General features: G+C 39.7%; 15 protein-coding genes. 8 read left to right on the top strand and 7 right to left on the bottom strand.

The annotated features are described in order from the left end of the window. The first annotated feature begins 85 nt into the window (after window positions 1-85). Both MTF64_RS01160 and MTF64_RS01165 read left to right on the top strand, forming a co-directional pair. Entirely contained in the window at window positions 86-2503 is a 2418-nt protein-coding gene (locus MTF64_RS01160; RefSeq protein WP_248450183.1) for a TonB-dependent receptor, read from the top strand. 154 nt (window positions 2504-2657) lie between these two features. Then, entirely contained in the window at window positions 2658-3209 is a 552-nt protein-coding gene (locus MTF64_RS01165) for a MarR family transcriptional regulator (RefSeq protein ID WP_004586357.1), read from the top strand. Between the two features lie 53 nt (window positions 3210-3262). Here MTF64_RS01165 and MTF64_RS01170 read toward each other — a convergent pair whose 3' ends face one another. Both MTF64_RS01170 and MTF64_RS01175 read right to left on the bottom strand, forming a co-directional pair. Beyond that, window positions 3263-4279, bottom strand: coding sequence for a lytic murein transglycosylase (locus MTF64_RS01170; RefSeq protein WP_004586358.1), 1017 nt, complete (start codon window positions 4277-4279; stop codon window positions 3263-3265). Beyond that, window positions 4272-4559 (bottom strand): YcgL domain-containing protein, encoded by a 288-nt coding sequence (locus MTF64_RS01175; protein WP_004586359.1) that lies wholly within the window; start codon window positions 4557-4559, stop codon window positions 4272-4274. The genes MTF64_RS01170 and MTF64_RS01175 overlap by 8 nt, the downstream gene beginning before the upstream one ends. A 155-nt stretch (window positions 4560-4714) precedes the next feature. On the opposite strand from MTF64_RS01175, the gene minC reads away from it, so the two are divergent. From minC to minE, 3 genes are read left to right on the top strand one after another with little or no spacing between them, the layout of a single operon-like run. Beyond that, window positions 4715-5422, top strand: coding sequence for a septum site-determining protein MinC (gene minC / locus MTF64_RS01180; protein ID WP_004586360.1), 708 nt, complete (start codon window positions 4715-4717; stop codon window positions 5420-5422). 5 nt (window positions 5423-5427) lie between these two features. Beyond that, the gene (gene minD / locus MTF64_RS01185) at window positions 5428-6237 is read left to right on the top strand and encodes a septum site-determining protein MinD (protein ID WP_024031716.1); all 810 of its coding nucleotides are present in this window, start codon (window positions 5428-5430) and stop codon (window positions 6235-6237) included. A gap of 1 nt (window position 6238) precedes the next feature. Beyond that, complete coding sequence (minE, locus tag MTF64_RS01190) at window positions 6239-6502, top strand: cell division topological specificity factor MinE (RefSeq protein ID WP_004586362.1); 264 nt, start codon at window positions 6239-6241, stop codon at window positions 6500-6502. 85 nt (window positions 6503-6587) lie between these two features. Here minE and MTF64_RS19865 read toward each other — a convergent pair whose 3' ends face one another. Next, window positions 6588-6926: an outer membrane beta-barrel protein gene (locus MTF64_RS19865; RefSeq protein WP_268795991.1), complete on the bottom strand. Its 339-nt coding sequence runs from the start codon at window positions 6924-6926 to the stop codon at window positions 6588-6590. Window positions 6927-6966: 40 nt separating this feature from the next. Then, window positions 6967-7284 (bottom strand): outer membrane beta-barrel protein, encoded by a 318-nt coding sequence (locus MTF64_RS19870; protein WP_282446946.1) that lies wholly within the window; start codon window positions 7282-7284, stop codon window positions 6967-6969. Between the two features lie 134 nt (window positions 7285-7418). Between MTF64_RS19870 and MTF64_RS01200 the strand changes: the two genes are divergently transcribed. Together MTF64_RS01200 and MTF64_RS01205 are read left to right on the top strand one after the other, a co-directional pair. Beyond that, on the top strand, window positions 7419-8315 hold the full coding sequence (locus MTF64_RS01200) for a LysR family transcriptional regulator (RefSeq protein WP_248450185.1): 897 nt from the start codon (window positions 7419-7421) through the stop codon (window positions 8313-8315). 70 nt (window positions 8316-8385) lie between these two features. Next, window positions 8386-10071: an RluA family pseudouridine synthase gene (locus tag MTF64_RS01205; protein WP_248450187.1), complete on the top strand. Its 1686-nt coding sequence runs from the start codon at window positions 8386-8388 to the stop codon at window positions 10069-10071. Between the two features lie 190 nt (window positions 10072-10261). Here the strand turns inward: MTF64_RS01205 and rnd are convergent, their stop codons facing one another. The 3 genes from rnd to MTF64_RS01220 form a co-directional block, all read right to left on the bottom strand. Beyond that, entirely contained in the window at window positions 10262-11392 is a 1131-nt protein-coding gene (gene rnd, locus MTF64_RS01210; RefSeq protein WP_248450189.1) for a ribonuclease D, read from the bottom strand. A 51-nt stretch (window positions 11393-11443) separates the two neighbouring features. Next, window positions 11444-13096, bottom strand: a complete 1653-nt coding sequence (gene fadD / locus MTF64_RS01215) for a long-chain-fatty-acid--CoA ligase FadD (RefSeq protein WP_024031721.1) — start codon at window positions 13094-13096, stop codon at window positions 11444-11446. Window positions 13097-13211: 115 nt separating this feature from the next. Next, entirely contained in the window at window positions 13212-14063 is an 852-nt protein-coding gene (locus tag MTF64_RS01220) for an alpha/beta fold hydrolase (protein ID WP_004586368.1), read from the bottom strand. 580 nt (window positions 14064-14643) lie between these two features. On the opposite strand from MTF64_RS01220, the gene MTF64_RS01225 reads away from it, so the two are divergent. Beyond that, a complete protein-coding gene (locus tag MTF64_RS01225; RefSeq protein ID WP_054981946.1) occupies window positions 14644-15933 on the top strand; it encodes an alkaline phosphatase in 1290 nt (429 codons plus the stop codon). The last annotated feature ends 48 nt before the right edge of the window (window positions 15934-15981 follow it).

Consider the following 15981-nt stretch of genomic DNA (forward strand, 5'->3'; position numbering starts at 1 on the left):
TTCACTTTTTTAGAATTTTTTATTCACTTAACGAATAATAACTATTACTATTCGCACACTTTATGGAATGCGAATAATTATCAATATGAAAAAGTTCAAATACTCTCTTGTTACACTTGCGTGTTTAAACGCATCATTAGTGGTTGCTGCAACAACGGCTGAAAAAGACATTGAGCGCATCAGCGTTTACGAAAAGCAAAACCAAGTTGTAATGAGCTCAGGCCTTGCAACTAAATCAGACATGTCGTTAATGGAAACACCGGCACCGGTTGTTATTATTGACCGTGAACTTATAGAGTCACAAGGTGTAGACAGCCTACAAGAGCTTGTACGTAATGTAAGTGGTTTAACTCAAGCCGGTAATAACTACGGTATAGGCGACAATTTAGTCATTCGTGGTCTTGATGCTAATTACACTTACGATGGTATGTATGGCGGTGCAGGCTTAGGTAATACCTTTAACCCAACTCGTTCACTCACTAATGTTGAGTCGGTTGAAGTACTTAAAGGCCCTGCTACCGGTTTATATGGTATAGGCAGTGCTGGTGGTGTTATTAATCTGATTGAAAAAAAGCCTGAGTTTGAAGAAAAACATAAAATATCTGCCGAACTTGGCCAATGGGATAGTTATTCACTTGCCTTTGATAGCACCAATGCGATTACCGATGACCTAGCGTATCGCGTAATGGCTAAAACGGCCTCAAGCGATGGCTTTCGTGATTTAAAAGAAGACCGCGACGAAATTTATACCTCGCTTAAATACATACTAAGCGACAAGCAAGATATCATGCTCTCTGCTGCCTATATTAAAGACTCAATTGCAGTAGATTCTATTGGCCACCCTATTCGAATTTATAATGCAGAAACCGCCAATGGTTTAACTGCAGGTGAAGTAACTGGCGCAGATTTAGTAAATGACCCATCTGGTAATGGTGTTCAATTAACTGCGGCTCAACAAACACAATTGGCAGATTCGCTTTCATCAACCGATGGCCTTACCCCGTACGATTTTGGTACTAACGGTATTATCTCTCCTATGGCGGATGATAATGAAGGTGAAGAGCTTCGCTTTAAGCTAACCCATAATTACTTTATTACAGATGATTTATTTTTAAATCAGCAGTTACAGTACCGTAACTACACATCAAGCTTTGCTCGTCAAACTGGTGCGTTTAATTATGTGTATTCAACACGCGATGGCATTATAAATAACGACCCGCGTGCCCCGTTAGTTGAAGACGGTGTGCTTTACCCATTTGCAGCGCGACGCCAAGAATACCGCCAAGTAGAAGCTGATGAAAAGTCATGGCAGTATTTCTTAGATTTACGCTATGACTTTATGTTAGGCGACGTAGATAACGAATTACTGGTTAATGCAAACTACGAAGACAGAGACATTCGCTTTAAACAGTATTCTATTTACGATGCAGACAAAGTTATTTACGACAGCGAAGGAAATGTACTTTACCAAGGCACGCTGCCATATATTTATGATATGCGCTCGCCAAATTGGCCAACAGGCAGTTTTGATGACTACGACCCGCTAAAAACCAGTGACTACAACAAAAAAGTACAAGCGTGGGGCTTAGGTATTCAACACGTAGGGTATATTACTGAGCAGCTTACAACTCGAGTTGGTGTTGCTTATAATCGCATTAAGCAAACATATGAGCACTATGGTGTAGATGAGCGTTATAGCTCAAGCCGCGCTGAGCCAACGCCTGAAGCAAACACATCAGACAGTGGCTTAACTTATAACTTAGGCGCAACGTATCAGCCTACTGAAAACTTTTCCGTGTTTATTAACCACGCGAAAGGCCGTACTGCCTACAGTGTATTAGGCTCAGTAGCAGGTACAGAGGCCGACCGTGAAGACTCTGAGTCTATCAGTAACGATTTAGGCTTTAGATTTAAAGCATTTGATGATCAGCTTTTAGCATCACTGGTGGTATTTGAAAGCGCGCGTACAAACCTTGAATACACAAACCCACTGTATGAAGCCGGTGTGTCTGGGCCTGATGTAGTAGAGAGCTACTACGATGGTGAAGAGCAAACCAAAGGCGTTGAACTCGATTTAAATGCGCACTTAAACGAGCAATGGAAAGTAAATGTAAACGGCGTATACCAAGATGCCCGCGATAAATCTAACCCAAATAGCAGCAGTTACGATACACGCCAAAAAGGCGTACCGTATGTAACGGCAAGTACGTGGGTTACCTACTATGCCGATATGTTTAACCTACCTGAAGCTGTTAACATCAGTGGCGGTGTTACTTTTGTAGATAACAGAAGCACAAACTCTAGCTCGTTTAGTATTCCTGATGGCTATGTACCAAGCTACACGGTGTACGACGCAGCAGTTTCGTACACCACTGATAAATGGCACATGCAGCTTAATTTAAACAATTTGTTTAATAAAAGGTACTACTCTAAAGCCATGTTTTTAGGTGGTATGCCAGGCGAAGAGCGCAACGCTAAGCTCAGCTTTAGCTACACACTTTAACCCTGCCTAAGCAATTAATTTACTCCTACAAAAAGTAGGAGTAAATTAAACCTAATCTTGATTTAATACTCTACAAAAGATACCAGGCTAAACGTTGCTATAATTTATAAGCGTGCTAGCATTACTTTCTGAATTTACTGAAACTTAAAAAGCTATGAGTCTATCTGAAAAAAACTTAGCCTTTGTTATGCACTGTGGTGAAATGGGCAGCCGTTGGGGTTTCAATCGTACGATTGGCCAAATGTGCGGTTTGCTGATCATCACCAAAGAGCCCATGACCGCAAATGAGATTGCCGATGCGCTAAGTATCTCGCGTGGCAATGTAAGCATGGGAATTAAAGAGCTCCAGTCATGGCAATTAATTAAAGTGCATCATATCCCTGGTGATCGTAAAGAATATTACGCCCCAGCGGGTGAAATTTGGGATATGGCTAATCGCGTATTTGAAGAACGTAAAAAGCGTGAAATAGACCCTACCCTAAGTTTGCTGCGTGATAACCTTTTAGACGAAGCAAACAACGAAGAAGAGCGCTATGCACAAAAGCAAATGGGCGAAATCCACAACCTACTCGAAACGGTTACTAAGTGGTCTTCAGAGTTACAACGCTTAAGCCCAGAGCAGCTTAACAAGCTAATGAAGCTTGGTTCAGGAATTGGCAAGGTTATCGATTTAAAAGATAAAATATTTAAAAAAGAACATGATTAAACAAATAAAAAAAGCCGCTTAGCGGCTTTTTTTATCACACAACAGCGTATAAATTATATTTTTGGATAACCAATTCTATCTGATAGATAGCCCACGCTGGTGGCAAAGTAATATGAGCGGTTCCAGTGCATAAACACTTTGTAGTTATCATACGCTAAGTACATACGCCCATTAATGTCATCGGGCATTACCAGTGCAGCGCGTACATCAACATTAGGTAAGTCAGACCCGTCAGCTTTGCGTACACCCAGTGCTTGCCAGTCTGCAAGCGAGCGCTCTGAGTCGTTCCAATATTCTAACCATTGCTTACGTGTTTTAGTGCCACGTTTTAGCACGTATTTACTGTCAAAATTTTCAGGTAATTTTACCTGGCGACCCCAAGTTAGTGAGTCATTCCAACCTTCTTGTTTTAAATAATTGGCAATCGATGCAAATGCATCCTCTTTTGTGGTCCAAATATCTTTACGGCCGTCGTTATTGTAATCAACAGCGTAGGCGTTAAAAGAGGTAGGCATAAACTGAGTTTGCCCCATTGCTCCAGCCCAAGAGCCTTTAAATTTATCAAGCGTAATATGGCCTGACTTTAAAATATCTAATGCTGCCCAAAGCTGGCGCTTATAAAGTGCTTCACGACGACCATCAAAGGCAAGCGTCACTAGCGATGAAATAACATTATGGCCACCTTGTATTGTGCCAAAGTTACTTTCAAGGCCCCATAATGCCACTATAAAGCGTGCTTGTACGCCAAACTCTTTTGCAACTTGTTCAAGTACATCTTTATTTTCTGCGTAGAGTTTACGTGCACGATCAATTTTCCATTGCGGTACACGTTTTGGTAAGTAGGTTTCGAGGGTTTCTTTAACCTCTGGCTGGTTTTTATCAGCCGATACAACTTTTTCTTTGTATGAGGCAGTCGCAAATGCATCATCTATTAACTTGCTATCGTACCCTTTAGCAATGGCCTCTTGTTTTAAGTCACTTAAATAAGTTTGAAATTCGGCCTGCGTTTTAGCAACTACAGAGCCACTTAAACACACTGAGCATAAAATTACGGCTAACTTTTTAATCACTATCAACTCCGTTTTCTTTTCGTAATTGGCTAAGTAAATTTTCTTCCGGCGGTGGAATTTGCAAATAGTAACCCTTGTCTGGGTCAGCTAACGCTGCTTTTACTGTTTCAAGGTCGGCACCGCCTAAATGATCACGCTTTGCTAAATTGATAATCATTACATAAATAGGTTGACCAAACATAGCCAGTAAAGGTTCAGGCACTTTACTAAAATCATCTCTTTTTTCAACAAATAAGAAGGTATCCGCTTTTTTCTTACTTTTATATACCGCAGTGAGCATAATGGCCCTATTTAATCTTGCTTAACATTGCCGCACACTATAACATGAGAGTAATAATAAGTTAGAAAAATTAGATTAGAAATTTCATTAAAGGCCTTATTCAGCCTACGTTTATCTAAAATTAATTTCTAATCAGACAAATCAATTGAGCGTGTATGTCGGAACAAATTTTTGAGCTAAAAGGGAACCTTTTCACGTTGTCAGTATTGCATCTTTATAGCACTGATATCGCCCTTCTAGCAGAACAGTTGTATGTAAAAATAGCCCAAGCTCCTCGTTTTTTTGAAGGAGCGCCTATTGTTGTTAATTTAGAAGAAATTAAAAACAGCTCACTTGATTTTGTACATTTAAAATCTCTCATTGAGCGTATGAGCTTTAATGCTGTAGGTGTTTGTAATGGCTCAGATGAGCAACACACGCAAGCTAAAGCCGCTGGCCTGTCTGTACTAAATTACTCGCAAGATGCTAAAAGTGCACCCGTTAAACAAGAGGCGCCAAATACCTCTATTGTTGAAAAAAACGTGTACCTACCTGCGCAAGTAATTAATGGCACGGTACGCTCAGGGCAGCAAGTTTATGCAAAAGACAGAGACTTAATTGTACTTGGTGCAGTTAGCCATGGTGCAGAAGTAATAGCCGATGGTAATGTGCATATTTATGGCACCTTACGCGGGCGCGCTATTGCAGGTGCTAAAGGGATTAAAGACGCCTGCATTTATTGCCAAAAGCTCGAAGCCGAATTGGTTTCAATTGATGGCAATTACTGGATCAGCGACTCATTACAAGGTGAGCACTGGGGCAATGCAGTACAAATACAACAAAAAAACGAATCATTAGAAATTTCAGCTTTGGTTAAAGGATAAATCTCATGGCAAAAGTAATTGTCGTTACCTCTGGTAAAGGCGGTGTTGGTAAAACAACATCAAGTGCTGCAATAGGCACCGGTTTAGCTTTAAAAGGCTATAAAACAGTTATTATCGATTTTGATATTGGCTTACGTAATCTAGATTTAATTATGGGGTGTGAGCGCCGCGTAGTATACGATTTTGTAAACGTAATAAACGGCGAAGCCAACCTAAATCAAGCGCTTATTAAAGATAAACGCGTTGAAAAATTATTTTTACTACCCGCATCACAAACACGTGATAAAGACGCCCTTACCCGTGAAGGCGTAGAGCGCGTTTTAAACGAACTAAAAGAAGACTTTGACTACATTGTGTGTGATTCACCTGCAGGTATTGAAGCCGGCGCAATGATGGCGATGTACTTTGCTGATGAAGCAATTGTAACAACAAACCCTGAAGTATCTTCGGTTCGAGATTCAGACAGAATTTTAGGTATTTTACACAGCAAATCAAAACGTGCTGAAGAAGGCCTAGAAAATATTAAAGAACACTTATTATTAACACGCTACAACCCTGAGCGAGTTGAAAAGGGTGAAATGTTATCGGTAGAAGATGTTAAAGATATTCTGTCGATTCCTTTACTTGGTGTTATCCCTGAGTCGCAAGCGGTATTAAGTGCGTCTAATTCAGGCCAGCCAGTAATACTTGATGGTGATTCAGATGCAGGGCAAGCATACGCTGATGCAATCAATCGCTTACTCGGTGAAACAGTCGATTTTCGCTTCTTAGATGTTGAGAAAAAAGGCTTATTTAAACGGATTTTTGGAGGTTAATGTGTCTTTACTTGACTACTTCCGCTCAGAAAAGAAAAATAGCGCGTCATTAGCAAAAGAGCGATTGCAGATCATTGTCGCGCACGAGCGTTCGCAACGCGGAACACCGGATTACTTACCACAATTAAAACAAGATATTTTAGATGTGATCCGTAAGTACGTAAATGTAAACACTGATGCAGTGCAGGTACAGTTTGATCAAAACGAAGATGATTTAGCGGTACTTGAACTCAACGTGACATTACCTGACGAAGAAAAAAAGTAGCACAACTAAAAGCGGCATTTAAAATGCCGCTTTTTGCTTTACACACTCACTACACGTATGTGGTGCATTGTGTTGTGTTTTAAATTTAAAAGTTTACACGTAAACCAAGTAAAAACTCATGACTTGCTGCACTGTCAATTTTAAAGCCATCAGTAAATGCATCTTGCCCCGTTTGCACATCACCAAATTCAATGTATTGATACTCTGTGTATAACGACATAGTTTTAGTTATTTGATAGTTAACCCCTGCACCAATATTCCATGTAAATTCAGTTGAATCGTCATCAGCATACGCATCGTAATAGCCATCAACATTTCCATCGAATGCGTCAAAGGCGCTAATGCCTGCACCACCTAACTTTGCAGAATAGCTGTTATCGGCAACCCCTAACCCCGCTTTAATATAAGGCGTAAAAGCCTTCAATTGTATAAGTGGTGGTTTTTAAATCCCCCTTTAATACATACTACTCACCTTCGCGTGCACCCACGCCAACTTTTGTATCGCTATAATCGGTATCATGATAGCTAATACGCGCCTCTACTCTAAATTGAGGATTGAACTGATAACCTAAACCAATACTGCCTACACTGCCCTCACCGGCATCAAATTCAGGTGGAAAATCGGCATCTACGGCAATATTGTTACCAATGGCTTGAGAGTCATTTGCTTGCGAACTATAGCCTACATGTGCAGTTCCATAAAATCCCTCTGCACTAGCTAAAGTAGGCGTGGTACACGCTAAAGCAATTGCGGCAACTATAGTTTTTTGTAATGTGTTCATTGTCATTCCTGATTTTTTTAACAGCCAAATTATTGGGCTGTAAGGCTAATGTTGAATTCGCAGTTAATATAACTTTTAGATACACAAGCGAATAGATACAATAACGGCACAATACAATTCCGACTTTCAGAACAATGATTAACTATTTACGACACATGGCTTTTTTTGCCAAAGTGGTTACTGGCGGTTCATTTCGTATTGCAGCTAAGGAGCTTGGCATAGCACCTTCACGTGTAAGCCATAGTGTTTCTGACTTAGAACAGTTTTTAGGCGTCACTTTATTACATATAACAACCCGTAAATTGTCGCTTACCCCTGAAGGTGAAAAATTTTACGCCCACGTAGAAAACATAACAAAACACGCAGAGGCAGGTTTGAACGAAATTAACTCTGTGGGTGATGAGCCTATAGGGTCTTTAAAAATATCGCTGCCCGCCTTTTTAGCAAGCTCCGAGATTTCAGCCGCGATAGCAGAATTTGTGCAAACCTACCCAAAAATCAACTTGTCTCTTAATTACACAGACCAAGTAATAAATATAATGGATGAAGGGCTCGATTTAAGTATTCGAGTTGGCTGGCTAGAAGACAGCTCACTCATGGCGCGCAAAATTGGAGAGAGTAAACGCTTTTTAGTTGCTTCAAGTAAGTACGCGAGTAAGCATCAACCCCCTACGCACCCAAACGATTTAAAACAGTGGGATTGGGTTCATTTTAGTATGCGCGGCAGCACTGTAGATTTTACCTCTCCAAATGGCGAAGTGGTGTGTATTTGTGAAAAGTCGCGCGTAAATGTAAATAGTGCGCTTGCAATAAGTCACTTTGTATCTGAAAACTTGGGTCTTGGCATATTACCCGAAAACCTAGTAAAAAAACAATTAGCACGAGAAGAGCTCATTCACATTTTACCTAACTGGCAACTTAAGCCGCTTGGTTATTACGCGGTATGGCCAAATAATGCACGCAGAGAAAACCTAACACTATCATTAGTACGCTTTTTAGCTAAGCGCGGTTTAGTAACCGCAGAGGATTAAGCAAGTACCCCTTAAGTGAATATGTTATTATGGACCTATTACTTTGCTTTATGCCTGCTATTACTTTGCTATGTTAAATCACGCTTCTTGTTTTACTTTATTTGATTGCTCCGTAGATTCTATACCGCTTCCAGATAAATTTACGTTTCCGTTTTACTACCAGCCTCATCCGTTATCTGTTTTAGCCGCAACACAATTGCAGCAGCAACTTGAAACGCATTTACCGTATAACGAAAATGACAGCAGCAATACAGCAACGAATGATGGCAAAATGTTTGGTGTACTGGTTGTACAAAACCAGCAACAACAACTTGGCTTTTTAGCGGCGTATTCAGGCCAGCTCGAAAATTTAAATACCGATATAAAATGCGTGCCTAATGTATCTACAATGGCACTGGAAGATGTGGGTTATTTAAAAGAAAGTAAAATAATTAACGACATAAATGCGCAAATACATGCCCTAGAAAATGCAAGTACATTGAATAAATTAACAGCGTCATTAAATGCCGATAGAGCCGCGTTTGAGCAGCAGTTACACGCTCAACAAAGCGTAATGCAAGCCAATAGAAAAACACGTAAAAAGGCGCGCAGTGCACTTGTAATTGAGCACAGCCAAGCAATAACGCCTGTGCAACAAGCAAGCTTGAATGAACTGGCCAAACAAAGCATAGAAGATAAAAAACACTATCAAAGCATAAAAGATCACTGGCATGATAAAATAACTCAGCAACAGCAGGCGCTTAATGCCCTACACGACGAAATAAAACAGTTAAAAAAACGCCGTAAAATCTTATCTAAAAACCTACAAAAGCAAGTGTTTGCACAGTACCAGTTTTTAAATGCAGAGCATGAAGTTAAAGATCTCAATGCCATATTTGCAGTATTGCCAGAGCATACTCCGCCATCAGGTGCGGGAGATTGCGCTGCGCCCAAGCTATTACAATACGCTTATCTTAATAACTTAAAGCCAGTGGCTATGGCTGAGTTTTGGTGGGGGGCCGCACCTAAATCGGCAATACGCCAACATAAAAACTATTACCCTTCTTGCTACAGTAAGTGCCAACCTATTTTATCGCACATGTTAAAAGGCCTCAGCATAGAAGATAACCCGCTACTCGTTAACCCTGCTGAAGGTAAAACGCTGCCGATAGTCTATCAAGACGATGATATTGTTATTGTAAACAAACCCAGCGAGTTTTTATCTGTACCAGGTGTCAATATTGAAGATTCTGTGTATTTACGTATTCAAACGCAATTTCCACACGCTACAGGCCCGTTAATTGTGCACAGACTAGATATGTCTACATCAGGTTTATTAGTGGTGGCGCTCAATAAACGAGCCCACAAAGCACTACAAAAGCAATTTATTGCCCGCACTATTGATAAACGTTACATTGCGCTGGTTGATGGTATTGTGCCTAAGGACAGTGGCAAGATAGAGCTACCATTGCGACTTGATTTTGACGATAAGCCACGCCAGCTTGTTTGTTATAAAAACGGCAAACCCGCACTTACTACATGGCAGGTGCTTGAACGTAAAAACAATATTACACGCCTACAGCTCTACCCTAAAACGGGACGCACTCACCAGTTAAGGGTACACTGCGCTCACCACTTAGGGCTGAATATGCCTATTATTGGTGACACACATTACGGTAAAAAAGCCAACAGGTTACACTTACATGCCGAGTATTTGGCGCTAGATCACCCCATTACACATAAGCGTTTAACGTTCAGCGTAGCGCCCGATTTTTAATACCAATTCGCATAATTAAGTCATCTATATTGAGGATGGAAAAACGTGTTGATTGCAAGGCAAAAAAATCGCTATTTAGTTGTTCTAAATGAGAATTTTTTAACGCAGATAGCGACACGTTTAGCCCCTAAAAATGATTAAATATTATTGCGAATTGGTATAACATAGCCTGTTAGCTTAAAAAGTGGGTTTAATTATCCCACTCCTTGAGAGCTTCTTTAACAAAACTGTAGCGCCAAGAATTAAGTAAATCAGGTTTAATATGATTTACCTTTTGCTCATCGGTGAGTTTCCAATTCCAGCTAATAAGCTGATTAATTTGCTTCTTAGAGGCCATTACATCCTCTGGTATACCCTGCTCTTTTGCTACTTTCGCAATTTTTTGTTTAATATCTTTAGCTACTTTTTTATAAGCCGGAAAATCAATTAAACGTTTAAGTACAGGTGGATGCTCATCAACCGGGAGTGCTTTGGCCTTTTCAATACACTTTAGTATTTCGACCCCTGAGCGGTTTACTTCCATTGACTCAACACCCGGAATTTGTCTCAGCGTATTTAAGCTCGAGGGCCCTCGTTTAGCTATTTCCGTCATGTTCTGCTCTTTAAGCACAAAGTTAAGCGCTAAATTTTTACGAATAGCTTTATTACGACGCCATACAGCTAATTCTTTTAATACCGCGAGCTCGTGTGGTTTTAGTTGCCATGCGTTTTTTATATCTTTGTAAAGTAGCTCATCTGGGGTTTGAAAGGCGCGTTTATTTGCAATTAACTCGCTCTCATTTATGACAATATCAAATAGCTCAGCTTTATTTATACGCTCTATTATTAGTTCAAAACAAGGCAGTAAATGAAACGTATCAGCGGCTGCATAATCGAGCTGCTTTTTAGTTAATGGGCGCTGTAGCCAATTAGTTCGCGATTCACTTTTGTCTATTTCTATGCCTAATAGCTCTTTTACCATTAGCGCAAAGCCCATACAGTTGCCTTCGCCTAAAAGCTGAAGAGCAAATTGTGTATCAAACAATGGAGCGGGTACAAAGCCTGCATATTTTTGAAATACTTCAATATCTTCTGAGGGTGAATGCAACACTTTCAGTACTGATGGATCTTGTAATATTTGCCAAAATTCAAATAACGAGAGTTCGGCAAGTGGATCTATAAGGGCAAGATGCTCACCATCATATACTTGAATAAGTGCAACTTCAGGGTACAAAGTACGGCGGCGCATAAACTCTGTGTCTATGGCTAAAATAGGCTTGTTTTTTATTTGCTCAACAAAGGTATTGAGTTGATTTTGTGTTTCGATCAATTGGTATTGCACTTAATCTCCTACAATAAAAAAGCCGGCTAATGCCGGCTTTTTTATAGTTTACTAATCTTTTAGGGCTCTTCTGAGAATTTTACCTACATTTGTTTTAGGTAACTCATCCTTAAACTCAACGAGTTTAGGCACCTTGTAATTAGTTAAATTATCACGACAGTGATTTATTATATCTTTTTCAGTTAAAGAAGGGTCTTTTTTAACAACAAAAACTTTAACTTGTTCGCCACTTACATCGTGCGGAATACCAATAGCCGCTACTTCTAGTACGCCGTCGTGCATGGCAACCACTTCTTCTATCTCATTTGGGAACACATTAAAGCCCGATACAATGATCATGTCTTTTTTGCGGTCAACAATATAGAAGAAACCTTCATCGTCGTATGTGGCAATATCGCCGGTAGCAAACCAGCCATCTTGCAAACATTCTGCGGTTGCATCTGGGCGGTTATAGTAACCTAGCATAACTTGTGGGCCTTTAACCCATAGCTCACCGGGTTCACCTTTTGCCGCTTCTTCTCCGTTTTCAAGCATTAGCTTAATTTCGGTATTAGGAGCAGGTAAACCAATAGAGCCATTATAAGCTTCTAAATCGTACGGGCTTACAGTTACAAGCGGTGCACACTCAGTTAAACCGTAACCTTCCATTAATTTAGAATTAGTCACTTTTTGCCATTTTTCAGCTACAGGACGTTGTACCGCCATACCGCCACCTAATGACATTTTTAAATGACTAAAATCAAGCTCTGCAAACCCTGGTGTATTAAGTAACCCGTTAAACAGGGTATTTACACCGGTAATAGCAGTAAATTTATGCTGATTAAGCTCTTTAACAAATGCTGGCATATCACGTGGGTTTGTAATTAATACATTCAAACCACCGTATTTCATAAACGTTAAGCAGTTAGCCGTTAACGCAAATATATGATAAAGCGGTAATGCAGTAACAACAACTTCAGTACCACGGTCTAATACTTTATCTAAACAGCCCGATACTTGCTCAAGGTTACCAACCATGTTGCCATGACTTAACATCGCCCCTTTAGATACGCCGGTTGTACCACCCGTGTATTGTAAAAAGGCCAGATCAGATAAGCTCATTTCTGGACGCGTATACTTTGCAGGGTCACCTGCTAACACATCTGAAAACTTAATTGTATTTGGCAGGTTGTAGCTGGGTACCATTTTTTTTATGTATTTAACCACAAAATTAACGATATGCTTTTTAATACCACCCACCATGTCGCCCACTTGGGTAACAACAATGTGTTTTACATCAGTTTTTGCAAGTGCTTTTTCAAGCGTGTCTGCAAAGTTAGCCAATATAAAAATAGCTGACGCGTCAGAGTCTTTTAATTGATGCTCAAGCTCTCGTACTGTGTAAAGTGGGTTTACGTTAACCACCACACACCCTGCACGTAAAATACCTAAAATAGCGATAGGCGTTTGTAACAAGTTAGGCATCATTACGGCAACTTTGTCGCCTTTTTTCAAACCTAAATCATTTTGAATATACGAGGCAACACGTTGTGTCGCTGTATCTATTTCATCATACGATAATGTTTTACCCATATTCGTAAATGCAGGTAAATCTTTGTAATCGGTAAAACTTTTTTCGAACACTTCGAGTAACGAGTTGTAATGCTCAGGATCGATTGTTTCAGGCATACCTTCTGGGTAGCGCTTAAGCCAGATTTTTTCCACTCTTAGCCCCTGTTTATAATTATATTTTTATTAACCTTAATCTAAGTAAGGCACTTTAACAATTGAGCAAATACTCTAATGCAGGAATAATCCCACATTTGGCGCTAATTTACAATTAACATGCACCATTTTGCAGCATAAAGGCTTGAATATGCTCAAAACATAACCCACTGCTTTGCATATGGCAATGATGCCCGCCATCTACATTAATTACCTTCAAGTTGTTGTAATAGCTAATATACTTGGCCAAATTTTGTTTTACAAACGAATAACCTTGGTTACCTAAAATTAATTGGCTTGGTGCAATTAATTGTTTTATTGCACCAATACATTGCGCTTCATCAAACCTAAAACCTGAGTGATTTTTAAGCTTAGGGTCTGTTGTTAACTCATACCCTAGTTCACTTTGCTTAATATTACGACTCATCAATAAGGTGATCAGTTCGTTATTTAAATCTGTTGTATTTGCACGCGCATCGATAATCGCTGATTGCGATTTATAAACGCGCTTTTTTTTATTGTAGGCGCGCTCTCTGTTCAGTATCGCCCCTTTTAATTGCTCACATACTTCATCACTGGGGGTTGTAACACAGCCAATCCCTTCAATAAAGGTAACTGAATGCACATACTCACTAAAACAACTAGCAAATAAACCAGCCACCATTGCGCCCATTGAATGGCCGACTAAATGTACCTTTTTTGCCCCTAAGCTCTTTATAAGTTGGTACACATCGTCAATATAATCAACAAAATAATAATGAGCGTCCTGTGCGCGCCAATCAGATAGCCCATGCCCAGCAAACTCAACACAATACCAAGTATGCTGCGGGTTAACTTTATCTAGCATAGGTGTAAAACTATTACTGTTATCTAGCCACCCATGCAAGGCTATAACCAGCTCATCGCCAGTGCCTTTTTGTAAGCCACGCAATGTTATATTTCTTGTTTTTATTTCAAATGGCTGCAACAGACACCTCTTTTTAACGTGCGACATTATTTATAACATACTAGTTGTCAGACCTCTAATACCAAAAGTTTTTATATTTTTTATATTTATAAAGACCACTTTATTTGTAAGGTTAACTTTTGAATTTTAATTATGTATTTAATTTCAACAACTTAAAATATTTTAAGTTTCATTAATTCAATAAATAATTACAAACAGAGCTTAAATACTCTTCAGGTAAGTAATGTATACCACTATATTCATTACACTATAATTAACATAACCTAAAAAAATGGTTGTATTGTTTTAGTGACAATTAGCCAAACCTGTTTATATACTTTGCTTTTTATTCTTACTTCATTTCATTATTATACAAGGGCGTATTGAACTTTGTGGATTGAAACTTGTTCAATCTACGGGCGGTTAAATCCTGTTACGAGGTTTGTAACCTTGTGGGCTGAGTAAAAACCTAGCAAAAAACTTAATCGCCTTAGAAAGAATTCTTGGGCAGCGCATATTTGGTATTTATGCTGCAAATTCAACACGCCGTAACCATATACAATTGTGGTGCTATTTAAACAGCACATTCATAGGGATAAAAATGAAAAACCAACTTAGCTTATTAGCGCTTTTATGTGCATCTACCAGTGTTTATGCTAGCGATGCACCTAAAAATGTAATTTATATGATTGGTGACGGGATGGGTCCTGCCTATACAACCGCTTATCGTTATTTTAAAGATGATCCAACCACCAAGCAGATTGAAACAACCGTATTTGATACTATTTTAACAGGCATGGCGCGTACTTACCCTGACGATCACACTTATGTTACCGACAGTGCTGCAGGTGCAACCGCACTGAGTAGCGGTCACAAAAGTTATAATGGTGCTATTGCAGTCGATACAGACAAAAAGCCCGTTAAAACCATGCTAGAAATAGCAAAAGAACGCGGTATGACAACAGCATTAGTAGCTACCTCGCAAATTAACCATGCCACCCCAGCTAGTTTTGCTACACATAACGAATCACGTCGAAATTACGATGCGATTGCTAATGAATACATAGATAACAAAATTGCCGGTAAACTCCCTGTTGATTTAATGCTAGGCGGCGGTACGCAGTATTTTATTAGAGAAGACCGTAACCTCGTGGATGAATTTAAAGCAGCTGGTTATCAATATAGCGATGATATAAAAAACCTTGGTCAGATCACACAAGTACCGGCACTTGGCTTATACGCCCCAATGGGCCTGCCGTTTGCGCTTGATGCTAATTCAAACCACTTAACGCAACTAACAGCTAAAGCATTTGATTTACTCGACGGCCAAAATAAAGACGGCTTTTTTGTCATGATTGAAGGCAGCCAAATTGATTGGTGTGGACATGCTAACGATGTAGCCTGTGCCATGGCCGAAATGGATGACTTTGCACAGTCGATTGAAAAAGCAAAAGCCTATATTGATAAAAACCCTGATACTTTATTAGTGGTTACTGCAGATCATTCAACTGGTGGGTTAACCCTCGGTGCGCACGGACAATATAAGTGGGATACAGAAGTTATTAAAGGCGTTAAAGCAACAGCCGTTGAGCTGACAAAGCAATTACTCGCTGCTGATGACCTAGAGCCTATTTGGCGCGCCAACACAGGTATTGAATATACACCGGCTAATAAAGTAAAACTTGAACAAGCGAAAAAAATGGGCGAAACAGCGCTTAATTTAGCCATTAAAAGTATTATTAGTGACGCCAGCTTTACTGGTTGGACAACAGGCGGACACACCGCTGTAGATGTACAAGTATTTGCCTACGGTAAAGGCAGTGAACACTTTAACGGTGCTCAAAATAATACAGATATTGCCGATAAACTAATTGGCTTTATTAAACAGTAGCTATAAGCTAACGCAAAAAGCCCGAACCTGTGTTCGGGCTTTTTATTT

The organism is Pseudoalteromonas sp. 2CM41L, from assembly GCF_023161905.1.
In the GTDB taxonomy this organism is placed as follows: domain Bacteria; phylum Pseudomonadota; class Gammaproteobacteria; order Enterobacterales; family Alteromonadaceae; genus Pseudoalteromonas; species Pseudoalteromonas atlantica.

What these genes read in the sequence shown, in the direction of transcription:
- MTF64_RS01160 (WP_248450183.1), top strand. Translation starts at nt 86, where the DNA reads ATGAAAAAGTTCAAATACTCTCTTGTTACACTTGCGTGTTTAAACGCA.
- MTF64_RS01165 (WP_004586357.1), top strand. Translation starts at nt 2,658, where the DNA reads ATGAGTCTATCTGAAAAAAACTTAGCCTTTGTTATGCACTGTGGTGAA.
- MTF64_RS01175 (WP_004586359.1), bottom strand. Translation starts at nt 4,559, where the DNA reads ATGCTCACTGCGGTATATAAAAGTAAGAAAAAAGCGGATACCTTCTTA.
- minC (WP_004586360.1), top strand. Translation starts at nt 4,715, where the DNA reads ATGTCGGAACAAATTTTTGAGCTAAAAGGGAACCTTTTCACGTTGTCA.
- minD (WP_024031716.1), top strand. Translation starts at nt 5,428, where the DNA reads ATGGCAAAAGTAATTGTCGTTACCTCTGGTAAAGGCGGTGTTGGTAAA.
- MTF64_RS19870 (WP_282446946.1), bottom strand. Translation starts at nt 7,284, where the DNA reads ATGAACACATTACAAAAAACTATAGTTGCCGCAATTGCTTTAGCGTGT.
- MTF64_RS01200 (WP_248450185.1), top strand. Translation starts at nt 7,419, where the DNA reads ATGATTAACTATTTACGACACATGGCTTTTTTTGCCAAAGTGGTTACT.
- MTF64_RS01205 (WP_248450187.1), top strand. Translation starts at nt 8,386, where the DNA reads ATGTTAAATCACGCTTCTTGTTTTACTTTATTTGATTGCTCCGTAGAT.
- MTF64_RS01225 (WP_054981946.1), top strand. Translation starts at nt 14,644, where the DNA reads ATGAAAAACCAACTTAGCTTATTAGCGCTTTTATGTGCATCTACCAGT.